Annotated in this window: 19 protein-coding genes and 1 pseudogene; 13 read left to right on the forward strand and 7 right to left on the reverse strand. The window is 64.4% G+C overall.

The annotated features are described in order from the left end of the window. Positions 1–32: 32 nt before the first annotated feature. The gene (locus tag B2790_RS17480; protein ID WP_012272037.1) at positions 33–455 is read right to left on the reverse strand and encodes an Lrp/AsnC family transcriptional regulator; all 423 of its coding nucleotides are present in this window, start codon (positions 453–455) and stop codon (positions 33–35) included. A 188-nt stretch (positions 456–643) separates the two neighbouring features. Between B2790_RS17480 and B2790_RS17485 the strand changes: the two genes are divergently transcribed. Both B2790_RS17485 and ctlX read left to right on the forward strand, forming a co-directional pair. Then, positions 644–1,696 (forward strand): ornithine cyclodeaminase, encoded by a 1,053-nt coding sequence (locus tag B2790_RS17485; protein WP_286919330.1) that lies wholly within the window; start codon positions 644–646, stop codon positions 1,694–1,696. 25 nt (positions 1,697–1,721) lie between these two features. Next, on the forward strand, positions 1,722–2,660 hold the full coding sequence (gene ctlX, locus B2790_RS17490; protein WP_414708598.1) for a citrulline utilization hydrolase CtlX: 939 nt from the start codon (positions 1,722–1,724) through the stop codon (positions 2,658–2,660). A gap of 426 nt (positions 2,661–3,086) precedes the next feature. Here the strand turns inward: ctlX and B2790_RS17495 are convergent, their stop codons facing one another. Then, positions 3,087–3,968 (reverse strand): LysR substrate-binding domain-containing protein, encoded by an 882-nt coding sequence (locus B2790_RS17495; protein ID WP_286919332.1) that lies wholly within the window; start codon positions 3,966–3,968, stop codon positions 3,087–3,089. A gap of 70 nt (positions 3,969–4,038) precedes the next feature. Further along, positions 4,039–5,829, reverse strand: a complete 1,791-nt coding sequence (gene ggt, locus B2790_RS17500) for a gamma-glutamyltransferase (protein WP_286919333.1) — start codon at positions 5,827–5,829, stop codon at positions 4,039–4,041. 117 nt (positions 5,830–5,946) lie between these two features. On the opposite strand from ggt, the gene B2790_RS17505 reads away from it, so the two are divergent. Beyond that, positions 5,947–6,597: an ankyrin repeat domain-containing protein gene (locus B2790_RS17505; RefSeq protein WP_286919334.1), complete on the forward strand. Its 651-nt coding sequence runs from the start codon at positions 5,947–5,949 to the stop codon at positions 6,595–6,597. Positions 6,598–6,736: 139 nt separating this feature from the next. Here B2790_RS17505 and pobA read toward each other — a convergent pair whose 3' ends face one another. Beyond that, positions 6,737–7,924 (reverse strand): 4-hydroxybenzoate 3-monooxygenase, encoded by a 1,188-nt coding sequence (pobA, locus tag B2790_RS17510; RefSeq protein WP_286919335.1) that lies wholly within the window; start codon positions 7,922–7,924, stop codon positions 6,737–6,739. A 172-nt stretch (positions 7,925–8,096) separates the two neighbouring features. On the opposite strand from pobA, the gene B2790_RS17515 reads away from it, so the two are divergent. The 3 genes from B2790_RS17515 to B2790_RS17525 all read left to right on the forward strand — a co-directional run bounded on the left by B2790_RS17515 (position 8,097) and on the right by B2790_RS17525 (position 10,492). Further along, positions 8,097–8,975, forward strand: coding sequence for a helix-turn-helix domain-containing protein (locus B2790_RS17515; RefSeq protein WP_286919336.1), 879 nt, complete (start codon positions 8,097–8,099; stop codon positions 8,973–8,975). A gap of 199 nt (positions 8,976–9,174) precedes the next feature. Further along, positions 9,175–9,573, forward strand: coding sequence for a MerR family transcriptional regulator (locus tag B2790_RS17520; RefSeq protein WP_013972930.1), 399 nt, complete (start codon positions 9,175–9,177; stop codon positions 9,571–9,573). A 19-nt stretch (positions 9,574–9,592) separates the two neighbouring features. Next, the gene (locus B2790_RS17525) at positions 9,593–10,492 is read left to right on the forward strand and encodes a hydroxymethylglutaryl-CoA lyase (RefSeq protein ID WP_286919337.1); all 900 of its coding nucleotides are present in this window, start codon (positions 9,593–9,595) and stop codon (positions 10,490–10,492) included. A gap of 532 nt (positions 10,493–11,024) precedes the next feature. Here the strand turns inward: B2790_RS17525 and B2790_RS17530 are convergent. Continuing rightward, positions 11,025–11,543: an MgtC/SapB family protein gene (locus tag B2790_RS17530; protein WP_013972932.1), complete on the reverse strand. Its 519-nt coding sequence runs from the start codon at positions 11,541–11,543 to the stop codon at positions 11,025–11,027. A 236-nt stretch (positions 11,544–11,779) separates the two neighbouring features. On the opposite strand from B2790_RS17530, the gene B2790_RS17535 reads away from it, so the two are divergent. From B2790_RS17535 to B2790_RS17555, 5 genes and pseudogenes are all read left to right on the forward strand, one after another. Beyond that, on the forward strand, positions 11,780–12,019 hold the full coding sequence (locus tag B2790_RS17535) for a DUF3203 family protein (protein WP_286919338.1): 240 nt from the start codon (positions 11,780–11,782) through the stop codon (positions 12,017–12,019). A gap of 121 nt (positions 12,020–12,140) precedes the next feature. After that, complete coding sequence (gene ccoG / locus B2790_RS17540) at positions 12,141–13,544, forward strand: cytochrome c oxidase accessory protein CcoG (protein ID WP_286919339.1); 1,404 nt, start codon at positions 12,141–12,143, stop codon at positions 13,542–13,544. A 50-nt stretch (positions 13,545–13,594) separates the two neighbouring features. Continuing rightward, positions 13,595–15,004, forward strand: coding sequence for a GntR family transcriptional regulator MpaR (gene mapR, locus B2790_RS17545; RefSeq protein ID WP_013972935.1), 1,410 nt, complete (start codon positions 13,595–13,597; stop codon positions 15,002–15,004). A 57-nt stretch (positions 15,005–15,061) separates the two neighbouring features. Further along, positions 15,062–16,688: pseudogene (locus B2790_RS17550) on the forward strand (ATP-binding protein). A 63-nt stretch (positions 16,689–16,751) separates the two neighbouring features. Beyond that, complete coding sequence (locus B2790_RS17555; protein ID WP_286919340.1) at positions 16,752–18,446, forward strand: response regulator; 1,695 nt, start codon at positions 16,752–16,754, stop codon at positions 18,444–18,446. A 9-nt stretch (positions 18,447–18,455) separates the two neighbouring features. Here the strand turns inward: B2790_RS17555 and B2790_RS17560 are convergent, their stop codons facing one another. Together B2790_RS17560 and B2790_RS17565 are read right to left on the reverse strand one after the other, a co-directional pair. Then, positions 18,456–19,202, reverse strand: coding sequence for an SDR family oxidoreductase (locus B2790_RS17560; protein ID WP_061305325.1), 747 nt, complete (start codon positions 19,200–19,202; stop codon positions 18,456–18,458). Between the two features lie 76 nt (positions 19,203–19,278). Next, complete coding sequence (locus B2790_RS17565; protein WP_286919341.1) at positions 19,279–20,295, reverse strand: FAD:protein FMN transferase; 1,017 nt, start codon at positions 20,293–20,295, stop codon at positions 19,279–19,281. 251 nt (positions 20,296–20,546) lie between these two features. On the opposite strand from B2790_RS17565, the gene rsxC reads away from it, so the two are divergent. Both rsxC and B2790_RS17575 read left to right on the forward strand, forming a co-directional pair. Then, positions 20,547–21,947 carry an electron transport complex subunit RsxC gene (rsxC, locus tag B2790_RS17570; protein ID WP_286919342.1) on the forward strand — a complete coding sequence of 467 codons (1,401 nt, stop codon included), beginning with the start codon at positions 20,547–20,549 and terminating at the stop codon, positions 21,945–21,947. Continuing rightward, a complete protein-coding gene (locus B2790_RS17575; RefSeq protein WP_137163742.1) occupies positions 21,944–22,894 on the forward strand; it encodes an RnfABCDGE type electron transport complex subunit D in 951 nt (316 codons plus the stop codon). The genes rsxC and B2790_RS17575 overlap by 4 nt, the downstream gene beginning before the upstream one ends. The last annotated feature ends 26 nt before the right edge of the window (positions 22,895–22,920 follow it).

Consider the following 22,920-nt stretch of genomic DNA (forward strand, 5'->3'; position numbering starts at 1 on the left):
CAATGCACCTGCCACGAGGCCTGACCCAGCGGTCACATCTTGTAGGTCGAGAGCAGGATACTGGTCTCGGTGTTTTCGATGTGCGGTATCGAGCGGATGGTGTTCAACGCCCGGTCGAAGGCCTCGAGGGTGTCGGCACGCAGCTCTGCCATCAGGTCCCAGCGGCCATTGGTGGTATGGATGGCCACCACGTTGGGATGCCCACGCAGCGCGTGCTTGACCTCTGCGGCGTGGTGGCCGCTGATGCCGATGCTGGTGATGGCCCGCACACCCTGCTCCAGCGCATCGGAGCGCAGGCGTACCGTGTAGCCGATGATCACGCCCTGCTCTTCGAGCCGGGTGATGCGGTTTTGCACGGTAGCCCTGGCTACCTTGAGCTTCTTCGCCAGGGTCAGCACGGGGGTGCGCGCGTTGTCCCGCAACAGCGCAATCAGTTCCCGATCGATAGTATCCATGGATGCCTGCCAAATAATCAGATTGCTATTTTGGGGTGGCAGATTGTCTAGAAAGTTGATGAAACTGGCAACCTGCTCTCTTCATCTTGACGCAACCTTTCATCAAAATGTTCACGCCACTTCAACAATCTCAAGCGTTTCACCCCGCAGGCCACTGGGGTGAAAGCGCAATAATAAGGTGCAAGAGCATGACGTATTTCATTGATGTTCCAACCATGTCGGACTTGGTACATGACATTGGCGTAGCGCCGTTCATTGGCGAACTGGCCGCAGCTATTCGCGAAGATTACAAACGCTGGCAGGAGTTTGATAAATCCGCGCGTGTTGCCAGCCATTCGGAAGTCGGCGTGATCGAACTGATGCCGGTCGCCGACAACAGCCGTTATGCCTTCAAATACGTCAATGGCCACCCGGCCAACACCGCCCGCGACCTGCATACGGTGATGGCCTTCGGCGTGCTGGCCGATGTCGACACCGGCTACCCGGTGCTGCTCTCCGAACTGACTATCGCCACCGCCCTGCGCACTGCGGCCACCTCGCTGATGGCAGCGCAGGCGCTGGCCCGGCCGAACTCGCGCAGGATGGCGCTGATCGGCAACGGTGCGCAAAGCGAATTCCAGGCACTGGCCTTCCACAAGCACCTTGGCATCGAAGAAATCGTCGCCTACGACACCGACCCGCTGGCCACCGCCAAGCTGATCGCCAACCTCAAGGAATACAGCGGCCTGACCATCCGCCGCGCCGGTTCGGTGGCAGAAGCGGTGAAAGGCGTGGACATCATCACCACGGTGACCGCCGACAAGGCCTACGCCACCATCATCACCCCCGACATGCTCGAACCCGGCATGCACCTGAATGCCGTGGGAGGCGACTGCCCGGGCAAGACCGAACTGCATGCCGATGTGCTGCGCAGCGCCCGGGTGTTCGTCGAATACGAGCCGCAAACCCGCATCGAAGGTGATATCCAGCAGTTGCCGGCGGACTTCCCGGTGGTCGACCTGTGGCGTGTGCTGCGCGGCGAGACCGAGGGCCGCCAGAGCGACGCCCAGGTCACCGTGTTCGACTCGGTGGGCTTCGCCCTGGAAGACTACACCGTACTACGGTACGTATTACAGCAGGCCGAAAAACGCGGCATGGGCAGCAAAATCGACCTGGTGCCTTGGGTGGAGGATGACCCCAAGGACCTGTTCAGCCATACCCGCGGTCGCGCTGCCAAAAGCCGCATCCGACGCGTTGCCTAACCCTGCTCCCAACCTGGTATTTCACATGGCATTTCCAACGCGTTCCATTCAGGCACCTGCAGCAGTGGTCATGGTCAGGCCGCATGCCTTCACCCCCAACCCGGAAACCGCAGCCGACAACTCGTTCCAGCGCAGCAACCCCGACATCGCCGCCCAGGCCCTGGCCGAGGTGGCACGCGATGAAGTCACCCAGGCCGCCGGCCGGCTCGAAGCCGAGGGCGTGCGGGTGCACCTGTTCGACGACTTCGGTGAGCACAACACCCCCGACTCGGTATTCCCCAACAACTGGTTCTCCACCCACCCCGGGGGGCACATCGCGATCTACTCGATGTACTCGCGCAACCGCCGCCGCGAACGGCGCGTCGATGTGATCGAGATGCTCAAGCATGAGTACCGGGTGCAGGATGTGATCGACTATTCGGGACTGGAGCAGGACGAACTGTTCCTTGAAGGGACCGGCGCCATGGTCTTCGACCACCTGTCGCGGGTGGCCTATACCGCGCGCTCCAACCGCGCCGACCCGATTGCCCTGGAGCGTTTCAGTACGCACTTCAACTTCGAGCCGATGGTGTTCGACACCGCCGATGAACAAGGCACGCCGATCTACCACACCAATGTGCTGATGTGCGTGGCGACGGAGTTTGCGCTGGTGGGCTTTGGCACCTTCACCAACAAGGCGCGGGCCGACGAAGTGCGCATGCGCCTGCTTGAGTCGGGCCGCGATGTGATCGACCTGAGCAACCGGCAGATCAGCCAGTTCGCCGGCAATGCCATCGAACTGTCCGGGCGTGACGGGCGCATCCTGGCGCTGTCGCGCAAGGCCTTCGACAGCCTGACCGGCGAACAGCGCCAGCGCATCGAACGCTCGGCGCGGCTGGTGCCACTCGATGTACCGACCATCGAAATGGCAGGGGGTTCGGTGCGCTGCATGATTGCCGGGATTCATTTGTCGCCCAGAAGCTAGCGTTGATGCTGCAATTTTTTGGGGCTGCTGCGCAGCCCATCGCAGGCAAGCCAGCTCCCACCTCGACCGCATTGGCCTAACGCCATACACAAACCCTGTAGGAGCTGGCTTGCCGGCGATGAGGCCAGGACAGGCAACACAAGACAGTTGCTCCCACCGTGACCGCATTGGCCTCAATGCCATACGCAAACCCTGTGGGAGCTGGCTTGCCGGCGATGGGCCAGGACAGGCTATACAAGACAGTTGCCACCCCGGCCGCATTGGCCTCAAGCCATACGCAAACCCTGTGGGAGCTGGCTTGCCGGCGATGGGCCAGGACAGGCTACACAAGACAGTTGCCACCTCGGCCGCATTGGCCTCAAGCCATACGCAAACCCTGTGGGAGCTGGCTTGCCGGCGATGGGCCGCAAAGCGGCCCCAACCATGTCAGATCCCGCCACCCGCCAGCAATTGCGTCATCACCTCGGCCAACGCCTTGACCATCACATCCGCCGTCGGCCGGTGGACGATGACGATTTCATAGCTGTCGACCTCCGGCAACCCTTGCCCTGCCCCCAGCACCCGGTGCTCACCAGTGGCCGCCCGTGGCGGCAGCAGGCTGATACCCATGCCATCGGCGACCGCTGCCTGGATGCCGCTGAGGCTGGAGCTGGTGAAGCTGATGCGCCAACGCCGGCCCATGCCTTCGATGGCGGTGATCATGTCGTCGCGGTACAGGCCGCGGGGCGGGAAGGTCACCAGCGGGATCGGGTCCAGCTCGAAGGCGGGCGTGCGCGCGCTGTCGATCCACTGCAGGCGTTCTGGCCAGCAGGCCACGCCTTCGCGGCTGTTGCGCCGCTGCTTGAGCAACACCAGGTCGAGCTCACCGTTGTCGTAGGCCTGGCTGAGGTCGCGGCACAGGCCGCTGGTCACTTCCAGCTTCACCTGCGGGTGCTGCCGGCTGAAGGCCGACAGCGCATTGGTGGTACGCCCGCCCACGAAGTCCTCGGGCACGCCAAGGCGCACGGTCATGCCAACCATCGCCCCGGCCAAGGCTTCGAGCATCTGGTCGTTGAGGGCCAGCATGTGCCGGGCATAGCCGAGCAGGGTCTGCCCGGCGTCGGTCGGCAGCACGTCGCGATTGCCACGCACCAGCAGACGGTGGCCAACCATATCCTCCAGGCGGCGCACCTTCTGGCTGATGGTCGATTGGGTGGAGTGCAGCCGCGCAGCAGCAGTGGTGAAGCTGCCGCAATCGGCCACCACGACAATGGCACGCAACAGGTCGAGGTCGAACAGGGCCCTATTCGATTTCACGCTGATGGACATCTTGGTATTCAACTTCTGAATGGCAAGACTGACTTCTACCACGCCACCTGCTGCACCGCAACGCGCACCGCTAGTCGCCGACTGCCACGCCTTCGCGCCGCGGGTCGGCACCGCCCGACCAACCCTCGCCACTGCGCTGGATGATCTGCATGCCACTGGTCATGATCATCGGCGTCACCTCATGCCCCCAGGCTGCCAACTGGCGAATCAGTGCCGGGCTGGCCAACCCCGCCTCTACTTCGGTGCCGGCATTGCGGCTGCCGAAGTTGGGCAGGCCGGCGGCCTGCTGCGGGTCGAGCTGCCAATCCAGCAGGCCGATCAGCGCCTTGTTCACGTAACCGATAATCTGCGAGCCACCGGGCGAGCCCAGGCTGGCCACCAGCTCGCCGGAAGCTTGCGAGAACACCAGGGTCGGCGCCATGGCCGACAGCGGCCGTTTGCCCGGTTGTACCCGGTTGGCCACGGGCTTGCCTTGTTCCCGGGGGATGAACGAGAAGTCGGTCAGGTGGTTGTTGAGCAAAAAGCCCTTGACCATCAGGTGCGAGCCGAACGCCGCTTCCACCGAAGTGGTCATGGCCAGGGCCTGGCCGCGGTCGTCCACCGCGCTGAGGTGCGAGGTGGATATGCGCAGCGGCGACCGGTCAGGCGCCAGGGCCAGGTCGGCCCCCTGCGGCTGGCCCGGGCGGGCGCGTTTCATGCTGTACTCGCCGACCTGCGCAGCGCGGCTGGCCAGGTATGCGGAGTCGGTCAGGGCCTTGAGCGGCACCGGCACGTAATCGCTGTCGGCCAGGTACTGGGCGCGGTCGGCATAGGCCAGGCGCTCGGCCTCGGCAACCAGGTGCACGGCCAGCGGCGGGGCTTCCAGCCCGGCAACCGACGAAGTGCGCAGCGGCCGCATGGCGGCAAGGTCGCGCTTTGGCGAAGCCCGTTGCAGGGCCTCCAAGATGCCCAGGGTCTGCAGCACCGTCACCCCGCCCGACGACGGCGGCGGCATGCCACAGATGCGCCAGGCCTTGTAGGGGCCGCACAGCGGCTCGCGCATCTTGGCCCGGTATTGCTGCATATCCTGCAACGACAGGTAGCCGGCATTGGCATGGCTGCGCACCTTGGCGACGATGGCTTCGGCGATCTCGCCGCTGTAGAACACTTCGGGGCCGTGCGCAGCAATCTGCTCGAAGGTTTGCGCAAGCTCGGGGTTGCGCAAGGTAGCCCCCACCGCCAGCGGCTTGCCCTGCTCATCCAGGAAGTAACGGGCCATGGCCGGTGAACGGGCAATGAACGGGTCGCCCGCCACCAGCGTGTGAAGGCGTTCGGAAACCGCGAAACCGTTACGTGCCAGCGCAATGGCCGGGGCGAACAGGTCGCGCCAGGGCAGCTTGCCGTGCTGCTCATGGGCCAGCTTCAGGGCACGCAGAATTCCCGGTACGCCCACCGAACGCCCGCCGATCTGCGCCGCCCTGAATGGCATCGGTGAACCATCGGCTTGCAGGAACAGGTTTTCCGTCACCGCCGCCGGGGCTGCCTCGCGGCCATCGAACGCCTGTACGCGCTGCCCATCCCAGTAGAGGATGAACGCCCCGCCGCCAATGCCGCTGGATTGCGGTTCGACCAGGGTCAGCACCATCTGCATGGCGATGGCCGCGTCGATGGCGCTGCCACCGGCACGCAGCATCGCCCGCCCCGCCTCGCTGGCCAGCGGGTTGGCGGCGGCGGCCATGTGCCGGCTGGCATGCACCGGCTGCAGGCCGGTGCGGTAGCCGGAGGCCAGTTCCGGTGGTGCGGGCAACACCTGGTCGGCACAGGCCCAGCCACTGGCAGCTACCAGGCACAAGGCGCCCATCAGGGGGGTGGAGAATGTCATCGTTGTGCTTCCTGCCATTACCTATTCAGCAAGGCACTGTCTGTCATGCGCAAACTTAACTTCAAGCCCTGGCGTGTTTTTTCTAGGATGCGGGCAGGTCATCGAGGAGCCTGCCCCATGCGTTCACTACTTGCTGCGATGCTGTTCGCCCTGTGCACCAGCCTTGCCGCCCACGCCGAGAGCACTGCCATGGACAACCGCCTGCACAACGCTGCCCGTCACGATGATGTGCGCACCCTGCAACAACTGCTGGCACAAGGTGCGCAGCTGGAGAGCCGTGACGAGCAAGGGCGCACTGCCCTGCTGGTGGCTACCCATGACAACCAGGTTGCGGCGGCGAAAGCGCTGATCGAAGCCGGTGCCGATGTGAATGCCAAAGACAACATCGACGACAGCCCGTACCTGTATGCCGGGGCGCGTGGCCTGAACGACATCCTGCGGCTGACCTTGAGCCACGGTGCCGACCTCAAGAGCACCAACCGGTATGGAGGCACTGCGCTGATACCCGCCGCCGAACGCGGGCATGTCGAGACCGTGCAGCTGCTGATCGATGCCGGGGTGGACGTGAACCATCTCAACCGCCTGCACTGGACTGCGCTGCTGGAGGCGGTGATCCTCGGTGACGGCGGGCCGAGGCATGTGGAGATCGTGCGCCGGCTACTGGCGGCCGGGGCGGATCGGCAGATTGTCGACAAGGATGGGGTGACCGCGCTGGAGCATGCGCGGCAGCGGGGGTATCGGGAAATGGAGGCGTTACTGGCTCGCTAGGCAAGGTTGCATGGCACGGGCTTCGCCCGTGATCGCCGGCAAGCCAGCTCCCACCCCGACCGCATCGGCCTCGAGCCAGGCGCTATCCCTGTGGGAGCTGGCTTGCCGGCGATGAGGCCAGGACAGGCAGCACAGGACCTCAGGCGACTTCTTCGAACGGCAGCCCTACATAGTTCTCGGCAATGTTCACCAGCCCCGCCGGCGAGGTCAGGAAGTACTCGCGGTCGGCCTCCTGCATCTTCTGGTCCCAGGCATCCTTGTGGCTGCCGAAGTCATGCAGCAGCTGGGTCATGAACCAGCTGAAACGCTCGCCTTTCCACACCCGGCGCAAGGCCAGCGGCGAATACTGCTGCAGCAGGTCGGTGCGCCCTTCGCGGTAAACCTTGACCAGGATGCGGTACAGGTAGTTGACGTCCGATGCCGCCAGGTTCAGGCCCTTGGCACCGGTCGGCGGGACGATATGCGCGGCATCCCCGATCAGGAACAGCTGGCCATACTGCATCGGCTCGACCACCAGGCTGCGCAGCGGCGCGATGCTCTTCTCCAGCGCCGGGCCGGTTACCAGGCGCGCAGCCACGTCTGCGGGCAAGCGTGCCTTCAGCTCCTCCCAGAAGCGCTCGTCGGACCACGCCTCCACCTGCTCTTCCAGCGGTACCTGCAGGTAGTAGCGGCTACGGGTGTGCGAACGCTGGCTGCACAGCACGAAACCGCGTTCGTGGTGGGCGTAGATCAGTTCGTGGTTGACCGGTGGCGTGTCTGACAGCATGCCCAGCCAGCCAAACGGGTAGACCCGCTCGTACTGCTTGAGGATGCCCTCGGGGATGCTCTGCCGCGAGACACCGTGGAAGCCGTCACAACCGGCAATGTAGTCGCAGTCCACCCGGTGCACCTGGCCGTCTTTTTCATAGGTCAGGTAGGGCCGTTCGCCCTTGAGTTCGTGCGGCTGGACATTGCTTGCCGAATAGATGATCGGCGCGCCGCTGGCTTCACGTGCCTGCATCAGGTCACGGGTGACCTCGGTCTGGCCGTATACCATCACGGTCTTGCCACCGGTCAGGGCCTTGAGGTCCAGGCGTTGACGGCGCCCGCCGACCAGCAGTTCGACACCCTCGTGTACCAGGCCTTCACGGTCCATGCGCTCGGCCACACCGGCCTCACGCAGCAGGTCGACCGTGCCTTGCTCCAGCACCCCGGCACGGATGCGGCCAAGCACGTATTCGGGCGCCTGGCGTTCGACGATGACCGTATCGATACCGGCCTTGTACAGCAGTTGGCCCAGCAGCAGGCCAGACGGACCTGCACCAATAATTGCGACCTGAGTTTTCATTGTTGTTGTCTCTGTGCGGACGATGCCGGCTGTGGACTGGCAGTGGGGCGGCATCTGCTGTTAGGGTTTGCCCTTGCATTTTTACTGGCAAAAACAGCCATTGAAGTGTGCTATTCCATGCATAACCTGCACTTTTACAAAAAACGTTCGATTAACGGACAGGCCTGCACGCATGAAATCCACTCTCCACGGCGTCCCCTTGTTCAAGCTGTATGGCGAAAACCAGGCCTGGCCCGGCACCGACCTGCTGCACTGCGAGTCGATCCCGGCGCGTAGCCGTTTGCACCACTGGGAAATCAAGCCGCACCAGCATGCCGAGCTGTTCCAGTTGCTGTATGTGCAACGCGGCCGGGCCGAGGTGGAGGTAGAGGGGGTGCGCAGCGCCATCAGCGAAGCGGCGATCCAGGTGGTGCCGCCGATGACCGTGCACGGCTTTCGCTTCAGCGCCGATATCCAGGGGCATGTGCTGACCTTTGGCACGGCACTGGTGGCCAACCTGGAGCAGCGCCTGGGCGCGCCGCTGGCGGTGCTGGCGAAGGCGGCGTGTTACCCGCTGGGCCGGGACCGGGTGCACCTGCGCAGCCTGATCGAGACCCTGCAGCAGGAGTACCAGGGCAACGCCCCGGCGCGGGCGGCACTGCTCGAGGCGCTGGTGACGGCGCTGATGGTGTGGATCAGCCGCCGCCAGCAGTTGGGGCAGGCGCCGCGCAACCGCGATGAACGCGACCGCCAGTTACTGGGGCAGTACCTGCGCCTGGTCGAGGCGCATTACCGTGAGCACCTGTCGGTGGAGGACTTTGCCGCGCGGCTGAATATTCCGAGTTTGCAGCTGAACCAGCTGTGCCGGGCGCTGAGTGGGCAGACCGCGCTGCAGGTGGTGCACCAGCGGTTGCTGCTGGAGGCGCGGCGCAACCTGATCTATACGCGGATGAGCATCGGGCAGTTGTCGGATAGCCTGGGGTTTACCGACCCCACCTATTTTGCCCGGTGGTTCAAGCGGTTGAGTGGGCAGACACCGAATGGGTATCGCAGGTCGGGGTTGTCTGAGTAACTTTTTCGCCTGTTCTGACCTCTTCGCGGGCTTGCCCGCTCCCACAGGTATTGCATTGGCCTTGAGGGCACCACTGTCCCTGTGGGAGCGGGCAAGCCCGCGAAAAGGCCGGCACAGGCAACACACATCCCGCGCCCCTGCTTGACGTATACGTCAACCTGCCCTCAGGATACCCGCATACCCCACGCCGAGCCCCAGCATGAGCACCCAGACCTACAGCATCTCCGACCTGTCCCGCGAGCTGGACATCACCACCCGCGCCATCCGCTTCTATGAGGAACAGGGCCTGCTGAGCCCCGAGCGCCGAGGCCTGGAGCGTATCTATTCGGCGCGTGACAAGGTCAGCCTGAAGCTCATCCTGCGCGGCAAGCGCATCGGCTTTTCGCTGGCCGAATGCCGCGAGCTGATCGAGCTGTACGACCCCTCCAGCGGCAACCTCAAGCAGCTCAACAGCATGCTGGCAAAAATCGCCGAGCGCCGCGCCCAGCTGGAACAGCAGATGCTCGACATCCACCAGATGCAGCTGGAGCTGGACACCGCCCAGGAGCGCTGCGAACAAGCCCTGGCCGCCACCCTGAACAACAAAGACAACCGCTGAACGCCACAGGAAACCCGCCATGTCCTTGCCCAAACACGTCCGCCTGGTCGAAGTAGGCCCCCGCGACGGCCTGCAGAACGAAGCCCAGCCCATCAGCGTCGCCGACAAGGTGCGCCTGGTGGACGACCTCACCAAAGCGGGCCTGGCCTATATCGAAGTGGGCAGTTTCGTCTCGCCCAAGTGGGTGCCGCAGATGGCCGGCTCCGCCGAAGTGTTCGCCGGCATCCAGCAGCGCCCGGGTGTCACCTATGCGGCGCTGGCCCCCAACCTGCGCGGTTTCGAGGACGCCCTGGCCGCAGGCGTGAAGGAAGTGGCGGTGTTCGCGGCCGCCTCCGAAGCCTTCTCGCAACGCAACATCAACTGCTCGATCAGCGACAGCCTCAAGCGCTTCGAGCCGATCATGGAAGCCGCGCGCAACCACGGCGTGCGCGTGCGCGGCTATGTGTCGTGCGTACTCGGCTGCCCCTATGAAGGCAAGGTCAGCGCCGAGCAGGTCGCCCCGGTGGCCCGTGCCCTGCACGACATGGGCTGCTACGAGGTATCGCTGGGTGACACCATCGGCACCGGCACCGCCGGCGAAACCCGGCGCCTGTTCGAGGTGGTCGCGGCACAGGTACCGCGCGAGCAACTGGCCGGGCACTTCCACGATACCTATGGCCAGGCCCTGGCCAACGTGTATGCCAGCCTGCTCGAAGGCATCAGCGTGTTCGACAGCTCGGTGGCCGGGCTGGGCGGCTGCCCCTATGCCAAAGGCGCTACCGGCAATATCGCCAGTGAAGACGTGGTGTACCTGCTGCAGGGGCTGGGCATTGAAACCGGCATCGACCTGAACCTGCTGATCGCCGCCGGCCGTCGCATCAGCAGCGTGCTGGGCCGCGACAACGGGTCGCGGGTAGCGCGGGCGCGCAGCGCGCAATGAGTCATATGGGTGTCACATTGGTGTGGGTGAAGTGTTACCGCCCCCACGTTTTGCAGCAAAAAATCGGGTAACAGGGAAACAAATCGGCAGAATTTCAGGCCGGTCGATTTCGACCGAAATCGCCAAGTGCTTGATTTTAAAGTGTTTGCAAAAGTTGGCACGCACCCTGCTATATCTCTGGTACAACAACAAAAAGAATGTGACACCCAATAAAAACAACAGGTAACGGCTCTGACATAACAAGAACAACACGGCAGAGGCGTAGCAAGCAGATTTTTTTGGAGTCGACACGCTTTTCAGGGGTACGCCCCGCGGTCTGGCACAGAACAATAAAACTACCTCCAGGTAGCGGCAGCCAGGTTCGGATCAGCAATGATGAAGGCAGGTCAGCGCTCAAAAAAATACGTTTGCTCTTGACCCCGCATGGGGGTCGCCCGCAACACCAGGACAGGCTGACAAAAACAACAACAGGCCGGTCCCAATAATAAAAAAAGAGCAGGCAACAACGCTTTGAGGGGAGCTTCGGCTCCCCTCAGTGCTTCCTGCCCTCTTCCTCCTCCTGCTTTCCCTCATCCTGCCCTTCGAGCTTGTCCACCAGCAACGGCATCGTGCCCAGCACCAGCAGGGCCAGTATCGTGCTGATCAACGCCGTGGCTTCACGGCCCATGCCGGCTGCCGTACCGATGGCGGCGGTCATCCACAACCCGGCGGCAGTGGTCAGGCCCTTCACATGGCTGGCGTCCTGGCCGTTACCCTTGAGAATGGTGCCCGCACCCAGAAAACCGATACCGGCGACAATGCCCTGAATCACCCGGCTCAGCGCCTGCTCATCGGCCCCGGCCATGCTCGGTGCCAGCACGAACAGCGCAGCGCCCAGCGAAACCAGCATATGCGTGCGCACCCCGGCGGCCTTGCCCTTGTGCTCGCGCTCGAAGCCCAGCACGGCGCCGAGCAGGGCTGCCATCAGCAGGCGTACGAGGATTTGCGTGACCTCGCGCTCGTCGGTGATATCGGCGAATTCGGCCTGGATTGCTTGCCAGATGAGGTCCATTGCTTTTTTCCCAAGCTGAGCATTGTGTTGTCAGGCCCGGCCTCTTCGCGGGCGCGCCCGCTCCCACAGGTGTTTCTCAGATCCCTGTGGGAGCGGGCGTGCCCGCGAAGAGGCCTGGCCTGCCATCTGCAAGGGTTGACCCCCGAACAAATGACAAAGTGCCGTTCAGCCTGCTGATGCAGCAACCTTCCCCTCAGCACGGTCCACCCTGTAACCACTCCCAGGAGGACCACCCCATGCCCGTTGAAATCGATGAAACCACCCGCCGCTGCACCCTGATCGCCGAAGACCTGCGCATCGAGGGTGATGGCCCGTCCATCGAAATCGTCACCGACGAACAGCTGCGCATGTCCGTGGCCCTGCTCGCCGGTCAGCGTGTGCCCATCACCGAAGCCGAGGCCGATGCACTGACCGTGGTGGGTGCGGTGGATAGCCGCAGGCATCTGAAGGCCAGCACGCCAGGCTCGGTAATCTGAGGCCTGGCGGGGCCTGCCCAGAAATCTGATACGGTTTTTATCGCAAAATCTGAGCCTGTGCTGATAACAGCCTCAGGGCCATAGTGCTCATGCCTGATCGAGGCCTGATGAGCACCGAGCCATGAACGATAGAATCCCTTTCACAGAGATCGCCACCGCCCCAGCCAGCCCCCTGCCGCGCCGCGCCGACAATGGCATCCATACCCGCAGCTTCACTGGGCTGTACCGCAACCTGCGCATCGGCTTCGCCGGCGCCCTGTTCGTGCTGTTCTTCGGCACCGCCTGGCTGAACTGGAACGGCCGCCAGGCCGTGCTGTGGGACCTGGGCAACAGCAAATTCCACATCTTCGGCGCCACCTTCTGGCCCCAGGACTTCATCCTGCTGTCGGCGCTGCTGATCATTTGCGCCTTTGGCCTGTTCGCCATCACCGTGTATGCCGGCCGAGTGTGGTGCGGCTACAGCTGCCCGCAAAGCACCTGGACCTGGCTGTTCATGTGGTGCGAAAAGGTCACCGAGGGCGACCGCAACCAGCGCATCAAGCTGGCCGCCGCGCCCTGGAGCCTGAACAAACTGGCCCGGCGCACACTGAAGCACAGCCTGTGGCTGGCCATTGGCGTGCTCACCGGGCTGACCTTCGTCGGCTACTTCACCCCGATCCGCCCACTGGCTGCGGAGCTGTTCACCTTGCAACTGGGCGGCGTGGCGCTGTTCTGGGTGCTGTTCTTTACCGCCGCCACCTACATCAATGCCGGCCTGCTGCGCGAAGCGGTGTGCCTGCACATGTGCCCCTATGCACGCTTCCAGAGCGTGATGTTCGACAAGGACACCCTGGCGGTTGCCTATGACCCGCGTCGCGGCGAAGCCCGTGGCCCGCGCAAGAAAGGCAGCGACCTCCGCGCCCAGGGCCTGGGCGACTGCATCGACTGCACCTTGTGCGTGCAGGTGTGCCCTACCGGCATCGATATTCGCGATGGCCTGCAAATGGCGTGCATCGGTTGTGCGGCGTGCATCGATGCCTGTGACGGGGTAATGGACAAGATGGGCTACGCCCGTGGCCTGATCGGCTACAAGTCCGAACGCAGCCTGCAAGGTGGCACCACCCATTGGCTGCGCCCGCGCCTGCTGGGCTACGCCGCCGCGCTGGGGGTGATGATCGCGGCTCTGGTGGTGGCCTTGCAGCTGCGCCCGATGGTGTCGCTGGACGTGATCAAGGACCGCGGCCTGTTCCGCGAGAATGCCCAGGGCCAGATCGAGAACATCTACCTGCTCAAGGTCATCAACAAGACCGAAAGCACCCGGCATTATCAGCTGCGCCTGCTGGACGCCGACGGCTTCAGCCTGCAGGGCAAGACCTCATTCATGATCCCGGCCGGTGAAATGAGTGAGCTGCCGGTGTCGGTGGCGATGCTGGCCGAGCGCCCGGCCAGCAGCTCGCAGACGCTGAGCTTCGAGATCAGCGAGCGCGACGACCCCGCCATCCGCAGCGTGGCCCACAGCCGCTTCGTCGCGCCGCTGAACCGTTGATCCCTTACACTGATTCCACCTTGCCTGCCAGGCTTCGACAGAAGGCCAGAATGAAACGCTACGAACGCTTTGCCGACGACATCGCCGAACTGATCCGCTCCGGGGTGCTGGGCCCCGGCCAGCGCGTGCCCTCGGTGCGCTATGCCAGCCAGACCCACGGGGTCAGCCCGTCCACCGTGTTCCAGGCCTACTACCTGCTGGAGCGGCGCGGGCTGATCCGCGCCCGGCCGCGCTCGGGCTATTTCGTCAACGCCCACGCCCCGCGCCAGTTCAGCGAGCCGCAGGCATTGCAGCCGGTCAGCGAGTCCACCGACGTCGACGTCAGCGCGCTGGTGTTCTCGATCCTCGACTCGATCAAGGACCCCAACACCGTGCCGTTCGGCTCGGCCTTCCCCAGTCCCGAGCTGTTTCCGCTGCAACGCCTGTCGCGCTCGCTGGCCAGCGCCAGCCGCAGCATGGACCCGCGCATGGTGGTGACCGACCTGTCACCCGGCAACCCGCAGCTGCGCCGGCAGATTGCCCTGCGCTACATGGTTGGCGGGCTGATGTTGCCGATGGAGGAGCTGCTAATCACCAACGGCGCGCTGGAAGCCTTGAACCTGTGCCTGCAGGCCGTCACTCAGCCCGGTGACCTGGTGGCCATCGAAGCCCCCGCCTTCTATGCCTGCCTGCAGGTACTGGAGCGGCTCAAGCTCAAGGCCGTGGAAATTCCTGTGCACCCGCGCGAAGGCATGGACCTGGGCGTGCTGGCGCAAACGCTGGAGAAGCACCCGGTCAAGGCCGTGTGGTGCATGACCAACTTCCAGAACCCGGTGGGCGCCAGCATGCCGGAAGCGAAAAAGCAGGCACTGGTAGAGCTGCTGGCGCGTCATCAGGTGCCATTGATCGAAGACGACGTGTACGCCGAACTGTACTACGCGCAACAGGCACCCAAACCGGCCAAGGCCTTCGACACCCAGGGCCTGGTGATGCACTGCGGCTCGTTCGCCAAGAGCCTGGCACCCGGCTACCGCATCGGCTGGGTGGCAGCAGGGCGCTTTGCACAGAAGATCGAACGGCTCAAGCTGATGACCTCGCTGTGTGCCTCGATGCCGGCCCAGGCGGCCATCGCCGACTACCTGCAGCACGGTGGCTACGACCGCCACCTGCGCAAGCTGCGCTATGCCCTGGAAGGCCAGCAGGCCAACATGCTGGCGGCCATTGCCCGGCACTTTCCGGCGCAGACGCGGGTCAGCCAACCGTCCGGCGGCTACTTCCTGTGGCTGGAGCTGCCCGAACAGATGGACGCCCTCAAGCTGTTCCACATGGCCTTGGCCCAGGGCATCAGCATCGCCCCCGGGCCGATCTTTTCGCCCACCCGGCGCTTCGGCAACTGCATCCGCCTGAACTATGGCAGCCCCTGGCACGAGGATGCCGAACGGGCCATGGAAACCCTGGGGCGGATCATCCGCTCGTTCTGATGGCTGGTGCCCCGGTGGGCGGCTATAGTTGCCCGATCCGCTCACCGGGCCCTCGCCATGCAAGCAGATTCGCTCCCGTCATTGGCACAGCTGCAAGCGCGTGTCGCAGAACTGTGCGCAGGCCCACAACCGGCTACTGGGCGAATTGCTCGACAACAGCCTGGCCAACGTGTTTGCTGCCGACCGCAGCATGCGCCTGATTGCGATCAACCGCATGGCCCGGGAAACCTTCGCGCATTACCGTGGTTTCGTGCCGCAGATCGGCGATTACGTGCCGCAGTTCCTGCTCAACCAGCCTGACATCATGGGCCGCCTGGCACCGGTGTGGCCACGCTTGCTGGCCGGCGAAGCCTTCATCGACACCATCACTCTCGGCCCGCCTGACGCCCCGCGCCATTACGAGATTCGCTACCACCCGTTGCACGATGCGCAGCAGCAAGTCCAGGGCGGGTACCTGTTCGCCTATGACATCACCGAGCGCGTGGCCGAGCAGGAACGCCTGCGCCAGGCCGAAGAAGCCCTGCGCCATTCGCAGAAAATGGAGGCGGTCGGCCAGCTGACCGGTGGCATCGCCCACGACTTCAACAACTTGCTGGGCAGCCTGCTTGGCGCACTGGAGCTGGCAGAGCAACGCCTGGGCCAGCAACGCCTTGCCGACACCGCCCGCATGCTCGACCTCGGCCGCAGCAACGCACTGCGCGCCGCAGCCCTGGTGCAGCGGTTGCTGGCCTTTTCGCGCCAGCAGACGCTGCTGCCACAAGCGGTGGATGTGCAGCGCCTGGTCGCCGACATGCATGACCTGATCCGCAGCTCGACCGGCCCGCACATCGACTTTCAGGACCGCACGCTGGCCGCGCAATGGTCGATCCGCATCGATCCACAGCAGCTGGAGAACGCTCTGCTCAACCTGTGCATCAACGCCCGTGACGCCATGCCGCTGGGCGGCACCTTGCGCATCGGCTGCGAAAACGCCGATCTCGCAGCGGCCGAGGCCAAGCGCCTGGACCTGCCGACGGGCCAGTATCTGCACATTAGTGTCGAGGACACCGGCATGGGTATGTCCAGTGAGGTGCTGCAACGCGTCCTCGAACCCTTCTTTACCACCAAGCCACTGGGCCAGGGCACCGGCCTGGGGTTGTCCATGGCCTATGGCTTTGTCCGCCAGTCCGGAGGGCAGTTGCTGATCGACAGCGTCACTGGGCAAGGCACTTGCGTTCACCTGTACCTGCCCCGGGACCGGAGCGCTCCCGCAACCTGCCACGACGAGCCAGCCACATCCGCCATCACGCCCCTGCAGGCGCGCGGGTGCCGGATCATGCTGGTGGAAGACCAACCGGCCTTGCGCCTGGTGCTGGTCGAAGTGCTGACGGAGCTGGGCTACCAGGTGCAAGCTTTCGAGGGCGGCCACTCGGCGCTTGAGTCGTTGCAGGAAGGGCCACCACCGGACTTGCTGATCACCGATGTCGGCCTGCCTGGGCGGGTTGACGGTTATCAGCTTGCAGAGGCCTACCAAAACCTTGTGGAGCATGCCCCGGTATTGCTGATTACCGGCTACGACGCTGCCGATACGATGCACTTTGCCCGGCCCGACAGGCGCACCGAACTGCTGCACAAACCCTTCGACCTGAGCACCCTTGGCGAACGGATCGAGCGGCTGCTGGCCATTGCGCCACACCCGCGTTGACTGGCTATTCGCCTGTTGCCGAACACGCTAAAGTCTGGGCTTCATCCACTGTCGGACGTCGGCATGCCCTCCCGCGACCTGCTTTCACTGCGCCAACAAGTCGAAGCCCTGCAGCAACAGAACGCGCTGCTGGAAGCCCGCCTGGCAAGCCATCAGCAACACGACCAGGACTTCTACCGCTCGCTCTTCGACACCATGGACGAGGGCTTCTGCATCATCGAGTTCTTCGACGGCCCGCACGGCCCGCTGAGCGACTATGTGCATGTGCTGGCCAATGCGGCCTATGCCAAGCACGCCGGCATCCCCAACGTGGTCGGGCAGAAACTGCGCGAGATGGTGCCCGATGAGGCAGACGACTGGGTCGCTCGTTATGGCGCGGTGCTGCGCACGGGCGAGCCGCTGCATTTCGAGCAGGAGCTGGTCGCCACCGGCCATGTGTTGTCGGTGACCACCTTCCGTGTAGAGCCGGCCGAAAAGCGCCAGGTGGCGGTACTGTTCAAGGACGTCACCGCACGCCGACGGGCAGAGCAGGCCCTGCAGCGCCTGAACGAGGAGCTGGAACAACGGGTGAATGCGGCACTGGCAGAACAGGCCAAGGCCGAGGAAGCCCTGCGCCAGGCACAGAAGATGGAAGCGGTCGGCCAGCTCAGTGGCGGCATCGCCCACGACTTCAACAACCTGCTGGGCGGCATCCTCAGTGCCCAGGAGCTGATGCGCCAACGCCTGGAACAATCCCGTTTCGACGCCCTGGAGCCGTTGCTGAAGCTGTCCAGCGACTCGGCGCAGCGGGCCTCTTCGCTGGTACACCGGCTGCTGGCATTCTCCCGTCAGCAGACCCTGCAGCCCTGCTCCACGCAGGTGGCCACGCTGGTGGGCGGCATGGAAGAGCTGCTGCGCCGCACCATCGGTCCCTCCATCACCCTGACCAGCCAATTCCCCTGCCAGCTGTGGCCGACCTTCATCGACCCGCCGCAACTGGAAAGCGCCCTGCTCAACGTGTGCATCAATGCCCGCGATGCCATGCCCGCCGGCGGCGTGATCGATATCCTCGGTGACAACCTGCTGCTCGACGACCAGCAAGCCCGTGCACTGGAACTGCCAGCTGGCGAATACGTACGGCTGAGCATCAGCGACAACGGCAATGGCATGTCGGCGGAGGTGGCCGAGCGCGCCGTCGACCCGTTTTTCACCACCAAGCCGATGGGCCACGGCACTGGGCTGGGCTTGTCGATGACCTATGGTTTCGTGCGCCAGTCGGGCGGGCAGCTACGGGTGTTGTCGACACTTGGCGAAGGCACCCGCATCGAGCTGCTGCTTCCCCGCCACCACCAGCACCCCGAAGCCCTGGCACCCAGGCCACCGCGCACATTGCTGGAAAAAAGCAGCAGCGCCACGCAGCGTATCCTGCTGGTCGAAGACCAGGCCGCCTTGCGCGTGGTCGTCTGCGAGGTGCTGGAAGAACTGGGTTATCGGGTCGATGCATTCGAGAACGGCCCGGCCGCCCTCGCCCACCTGCAAGCTGGCGAGCGGCCAGACCTGCTGTTGAGCGATATCGGCCTGCCCGGCGGCCTGAATGGCCGCCAGTTGGCTGAACGTTGCCGCGAGCGCCACCCCGGCCTCAGGGTGCTGTTCATCACTGGCTACGACGAAAGCGCGGCGCTCAGTGACGGCCAATTGCTGCAAGGCACTCAGGTGCTGACCAAGCCGTTCGAGCTGGAAGTGCTGGCCGAACGGGTACGCACGCTGCTGGAGGATTGACCGGCGCGCTCAGCGCCCGCCGCCCAGGTCGATGAAGCTGCCGGTGGAGTACGAGGCTTTGTCCGAGAGCAGCCAGAGGATGGCCTCGGCCACTTCCTCGGGGCGCCCGCCGCGGCCCATGGGCAAGCCGGGCTCGAGCTTGCTGACCCGGTCGGGGTCGCCCGACAGCGCGTGGAACCCGGTATGGATGTAGCCTGGCCGCACACCATTGACCCGCACGCCCTCGCCTGCCACTTCCTTTGCCAGGCCAATGGTGAAGGTGTCGAGGGCGCCCTTGGAAGCGGCATAGTCCACGTATTCGTTGGGCGAGCCCAGGCGTGCGGCCACCGACGACACGTTGACGATGGCCCCGCCCGGCCCGCCGTACCGGCGTGCCATGCGCTTCAGTGCGTGCTTGGCGCAGAGCATGGGGCCGACGACGTTGGTCTTCATGACCTTGAGCAGGCGGAACTCGGACATGTCCTCGACCCGGCTTTGCTGGCCGATGGTGCCTGCGTTGTTGACCAGCGCGGTGACCGGGCCGAGTTCTTCGTCCACGCGCTGGAACAGCTGGATGACCTCATCCTCGACACTGGCGTCGGCGCGCACGGTGATGGCCTTGGCGCCCAGGGCGCGGACCTGGCCGAGGATGTCCTCGGCGGCCTGGTCGTCGGCGTGGTAGTTGATGCAGATGCGGTAGCCCTGGCGGGCGGCCAGCAGCGCCGTGGCGGCGCCGATGCCGCGGCTGGCACCGGTGATGACGATGACTTTCTCCATGGGTCTGCCAATCGTTTGGAAAGGGAGCATCGACAATAGGGGAAAAGGCTGCGCGTGGGAATGACCTTTCCTGCTGCTACTGCCTGGGCGTGCCCTGCTGGGGAAACAACGTCTCGAATCGCGGCGTCGCCCGCGCAACGAAACCCAGCCCCTGGTGCATGATGAAGTAGGCAGCTATTTCATGCCGCTCGGCGAAGGCATAGCCTTCCTCCGGGCCGAGCACCATCAACAATGTATCGAGGGCATCGGCACGCAGCACCGAAGGGTCGACCACCGACACTGCCGCCAGCGCGTGCTTGACCGGCCTGCCGACACGGGGGTCGAAGGTGTGCGAGTAGCGCTGGCCACCTTCCTCGAAATAGTTGCGATAATCGCCGGCGGTGGCAACGCCGTAGCCATCCAGGGCGATGGCGCGCTCCACTTGCTGCTCGCTCCCGCCACTCGGTACCTCGAGGGCGATGCGCCAGGGCGAGCCATCCGGCTTGCGGCCGACGCCCTTGAGTTCACCGGTGATCTCGACCAGATAGGCCTGGATACCCAGGGCCGCAAGCCTGTCACCCACCTGGTCCACTGCATAACCGGCGAGCATGCTGTCGAAATCCAGCTGCGCTGCCACATCCTTGCACAGCTTTTCTCCATCCAGGTGCAAGTGCTGCAGGCCTACCCGTGCCTGCTCTCGCGCCAGTGCGCTGGCGTCCGGCACCTGCCTGCCGCGTGACCGCGGGCCGAAGCCCCAGAGGTTCATCAATGGCAGGACCGTCAGGTCGAAAGCCCCGCCACTCTCGCGGAACAGGGACACACCGTACACCAGCAAGTGCTGCATCTCTTCCGGCACCGCCTGACAGGCGCCGGCCGGCAGAGCGTTGAAACGGGCAACCACGGAATCGCCGCGCCAGTTGGAAAACTGCTTGTCGAGCGCCTCGAGAATCCTCTCGACTTCGGCCTTTACCTGCTGCGCGCCGGGCGCCTGCGCGGTGGGTACGTACTGGATCGAATACGTGCTGCCCATGGTCGGCCCGCCAAAGCGTTCGATCCTTTCGCCGCAGCCATACAGCAACGTCACCAGCATCACCAGCAGGCTTGCGCGCATCATTCGACACCTCGCCGACTCTGGCCGCCCGTTCGCGGCGCAGGCTATTTCACCAGAATTGCGAGATGGCAATTGGCCTACCGTTCATCAGCAAACCTGGTCAAAAACCGAACAAAATCCTCATTGAGCACTCTGATCTGCGCGGGTGATCAATCATCCCCCCTCCCTTTCCGCTTAACGTCCCGGAAGCAATAAAACAACCATGTGCATAAGCGCACAGGGGCGTTCTTTGCCCAAAAATTGGAGGACAGTAAATGTCTAGCCATTCGTTGCAGAGCGTCGAACGCCTGCAGAGCCGCATCCGCGCCCAGCGTCAGCCGCAACAGAAAACTTTCTGGCGCCGTCTGCTGGCCATCGCCTCATCCTCTCAGCGTAGTTGGCATGGAGGGATCGAGCTCAGGGGATACAAGGAACTGTCCAACGCCAACCCTGTTGCCCCCGTCGCAATCGGAAAAATCCAGCTGGCGATCCCGCTCGGGCGGGGTCGGCGGTTTGTCCAGCCTTGCGTGCAGCCGGGGCAGCATGTGCGCAAGGGCGAAGTGATCGGTATTGGCGACAACACCACCGCCTGGGTGCATGCCATTACCTCCGGCATCGTGGACCGGATCGATCACGTCTTCGCGGCCGACTCGGCCGAGCCGGTCATGGCCGTCATCCTGAACGCAGATGGCCTGGATGAGTGGCTCGAGCGCCCGGCGCCGAGCCTGCCGCAAACGCCAGAGGCGCTGGTCGAGCGCGCCTTGCAGATGGGCATAGTCGGCCTTGGTGGTGCGGGTTTCCCGACTGCCCTCAAGCTGGCCGGCGCACAGCAGCCCGATCTGCTGCTGATCAACGGCGCCGAATGCGAGCCCTTCCTTACCTGCGATGACCGCCTCATGCGTGAGAATGCCGAAGCGTTGATCGAGGCCGCCGACTATGTCGCCGCGCTGCTGGGAATAACGACTACCCGTTTCGGCATCGAAACCAACAAGCCGGAGGCGATGGCCACGTTACGTGCCGCCGCTCGCCAGGCGCGCACCCGGGTCGAGATTTGTCCACTTCCGGAGCGTTACCCGGCAGGTGGGCAGCCGTTGATGATCAAGAGCCTCAGTGGCCGCAACCTGGCCCCGGGGAGCCGCCCCGCCGATATCGGCGTGCTGGCGCTGAATGTCGCAACCCTCTACGCACTGGGCCGGGCCGTCTTCCAGGGCGAACCACTGACCAGCCGCGTGCTGACACTGACCGGTGACTGCGAGCGCCCGGGCAATGTGCGGGTGCCGGTGGGTTACCCGGTCAGCGAACTGCGCGCGATTGCTGGCGCGTCCTCCACTGGGCAGCTGACCCAGGTCGGCGGCCCGATGATGGGGCAGCCGCTACCGGACGCCAACGCCTTCGTCAGCAAGACCAGCAGTTGCCTGATATTCGGCGCCGAGCGCTACCTGCCGGCTGCTCGCCCCGCCAGCAGTTGCATTCGCTGCACGCGCTGCGTGGATGTCTGCCCGATGTCGCTCAGGCCGCTGGACCTCTACGCTGCCGCAGAACGCCTGGACAAGGCCAGCCTGCAAGAGCTGCGCCTGGACGCCTGCATCGAATGCGGCAGCTGCAGCAGCATCTGCCCAAGCAATATCCCGCTGCGCGAACGCTTCCGCCAGAGCAAGACGGAGGTCCGCGCATGAGCCTGATACGCCACCCCATCCCGCAACGACTGCGCACGGTGATGCTGCTGGTCGTCCTGTGCCTGCTACCGGGCACCGTCCTGTATGCCTGGCAATTCGGCGTCGTGGTCTGGTTGCAGGCCTTCTGGTGCGTGCTGTTCGCCCTGGGCTTCGAAGCCGCCCTGCTGCGCCTGCGCGGGCATGACGTACGCAAGGGTTTGAGCGACCTCAGCTGGCTGGTGCTGGGCCTGATACTGGCTCGGGCATTGCCGCTGATGGTGCCGTTGTGGATGATCGCCCTGGCCAGCTTTGCCGCGCTGGCACTGTGCAAGCACGCCAGTGGAGGCCTTGGTCGCAACCGCCTCAACCCTGCGATGGTTGGCCTGGGGGTGGTCGCCATCTGCTTCTACCAGCAGTTGTACCCCGCGCCATCGAACCATGCTCCCTGGACCGCAGCCCTGGACGCCAAGGCGGTTCTGCTGCAACAGCTACAGTTGGCGCCACGCCTGGAACTCGATGCGTTCGCCGGCGCCACTCAACTGGCGCAGAACGAGTTCACCCATGTCACCCACAACCTGTCGGGGTACGGCTACATTGCCGGCGGTTTGCTGCTGGCTTTGCTGCGGGTGATCCGCATCGAGATTCCGCTGGCGATGATCGCGAGCACAGTATTGCTGTGCATGGCCGCCGGCCACAGCCTGCAGGAAGCCGTGTACAACCTCAGCCTCGGCGGCTACCTCTTCACCGCCTTCTTCATCGCCACCGATCCGGTCACCAGCCCCGATACCCGCGCCGGTCGCATCCTCTTCGGCGTGATCGTCGGCACGCTGACCGAGCTGATTCGCGAGTTCGGGCTTTACGCCGATGGCCTCTGCTTCGCCGTGCTGGCCGGCAACCTGCTGGTGCCGCAAATCGACCGGTTGGTGCTGCGCATGCAGCGGCCCTGGTACGCAGCAGCGAGTGCCTGACCTGGCATCTGGGAAAGAGCCTGGGC

This window comes from Pseudomonas sp. UBA6753 (genome assembly GCF_002453565.1).
Classification (GTDB): Bacteria; Pseudomonadota; Gammaproteobacteria; order Pseudomonadales; family Pseudomonadaceae; genus Aquipseudomonas; species Aquipseudomonas putida_Z.

Bases quoted from the DNA above. Each gene is read 5' to 3' on its own strand.
- B2790_RS17485 (WP_286919330.1), top strand. From the start codon at position 644: ATGACGTATTTCATTGATGTTCCAACCATGTCGGACTTGGTACATGAC.
- B2790_RS17565 (WP_286919341.1), bottom strand. From the start codon at position 20,295: ATGATGCGCGCAAGCCTGCTGGTGATGCTGGTGACGTTGCTGTATGGC.
- B2790_RS17505 (WP_286919334.1), top strand. From the start codon at position 5,947: ATGCGTTCACTACTTGCTGCGATGCTGTTCGCCCTGTGCACCAGCCTT.
- B2790_RS17560 (WP_061305325.1), bottom strand. From the start codon at position 19,202: ATGGAGAAAGTCATCGTCATCACCGGTGCCAGCCGCGGCATCGGCGCC.
- B2790_RS17525 (WP_286919337.1), top strand. From the start codon at position 9,593: ATGTCCTTGCCCAAACACGTCCGCCTGGTCGAAGTAGGCCCCCGCGAC.
- B2790_RS17535 (WP_286919338.1), top strand. From the start codon at position 11,780: ATGCCCGTTGAAATCGATGAAACCACCCGCCGCTGCACCCTGATCGCC.
- B2790_RS17555 (WP_286919340.1), top strand. From the start codon at position 16,752: ATGCCCTCCCGCGACCTGCTTTCACTGCGCCAACAAGTCGAAGCCCTG.
- B2790_RS17495 (WP_286919332.1), bottom strand. From the start codon at position 3,968: ATGTCCATCAGCGTGAAATCGAATAGGGCCCTGTTCGACCTCGACCTG.
- B2790_RS17480 (WP_012272037.1), bottom strand. From the start codon at position 455: ATGGATACTATCGATCGGGAACTGATTGCGCTGTTGCGGGACAACGCG.
- ccoG (WP_286919339.1), top strand. From the start codon at position 12,141: ATGAACGATAGAATCCCTTTCACAGAGATCGCCACCGCCCCAGCCAGC.
- mapR (WP_013972935.1), top strand. From the start codon at position 13,595: ATGAAACGCTACGAACGCTTTGCCGACGACATCGCCGAACTGATCCGC.
- B2790_RS17520 (WP_013972930.1), top strand. From the start codon at position 9,175: ATGAGCACCCAGACCTACAGCATCTCCGACCTGTCCCGCGAGCTGGAC.
- rsxC (WP_286919342.1), top strand. From the start codon at position 20,547: ATGTCTAGCCATTCGTTGCAGAGCGTCGAACGCCTGCAGAGCCGCATC.
- ggt (WP_286919333.1), bottom strand. From the start codon at position 5,829: ATGACATTCTCCACCCCCCTGATGGGCGCCTTGTGCCTGGTAGCTGCC.
- ctlX (WP_414708598.1), top strand. From the start codon at position 1,722: ATGGCATTTCCAACGCGTTCCATTCAGGCACCTGCAGCAGTGGTCATG.
- B2790_RS17530 (WP_013972932.1), bottom strand. From the start codon at position 11,543: ATGGACCTCATCTGGCAAGCAATCCAGGCCGAATTCGCCGATATCACC.
- B2790_RS17515 (WP_286919336.1), top strand. From the start codon at position 8,097: ATGAAATCCACTCTCCACGGCGTCCCCTTGTTCAAGCTGTATGGCGAA.
- pobA (WP_286919335.1), bottom strand. From the start codon at position 7,924: ATGAAAACTCAGGTCGCAATTATTGGTGCAGGTCCGTCTGGCCTGCTG.
- B2790_RS17575 (WP_137163742.1), top strand. From the start codon at position 21,944: ATGAGCCTGATACGCCACCCCATCCCGCAACGACTGCGCACGGTGATG.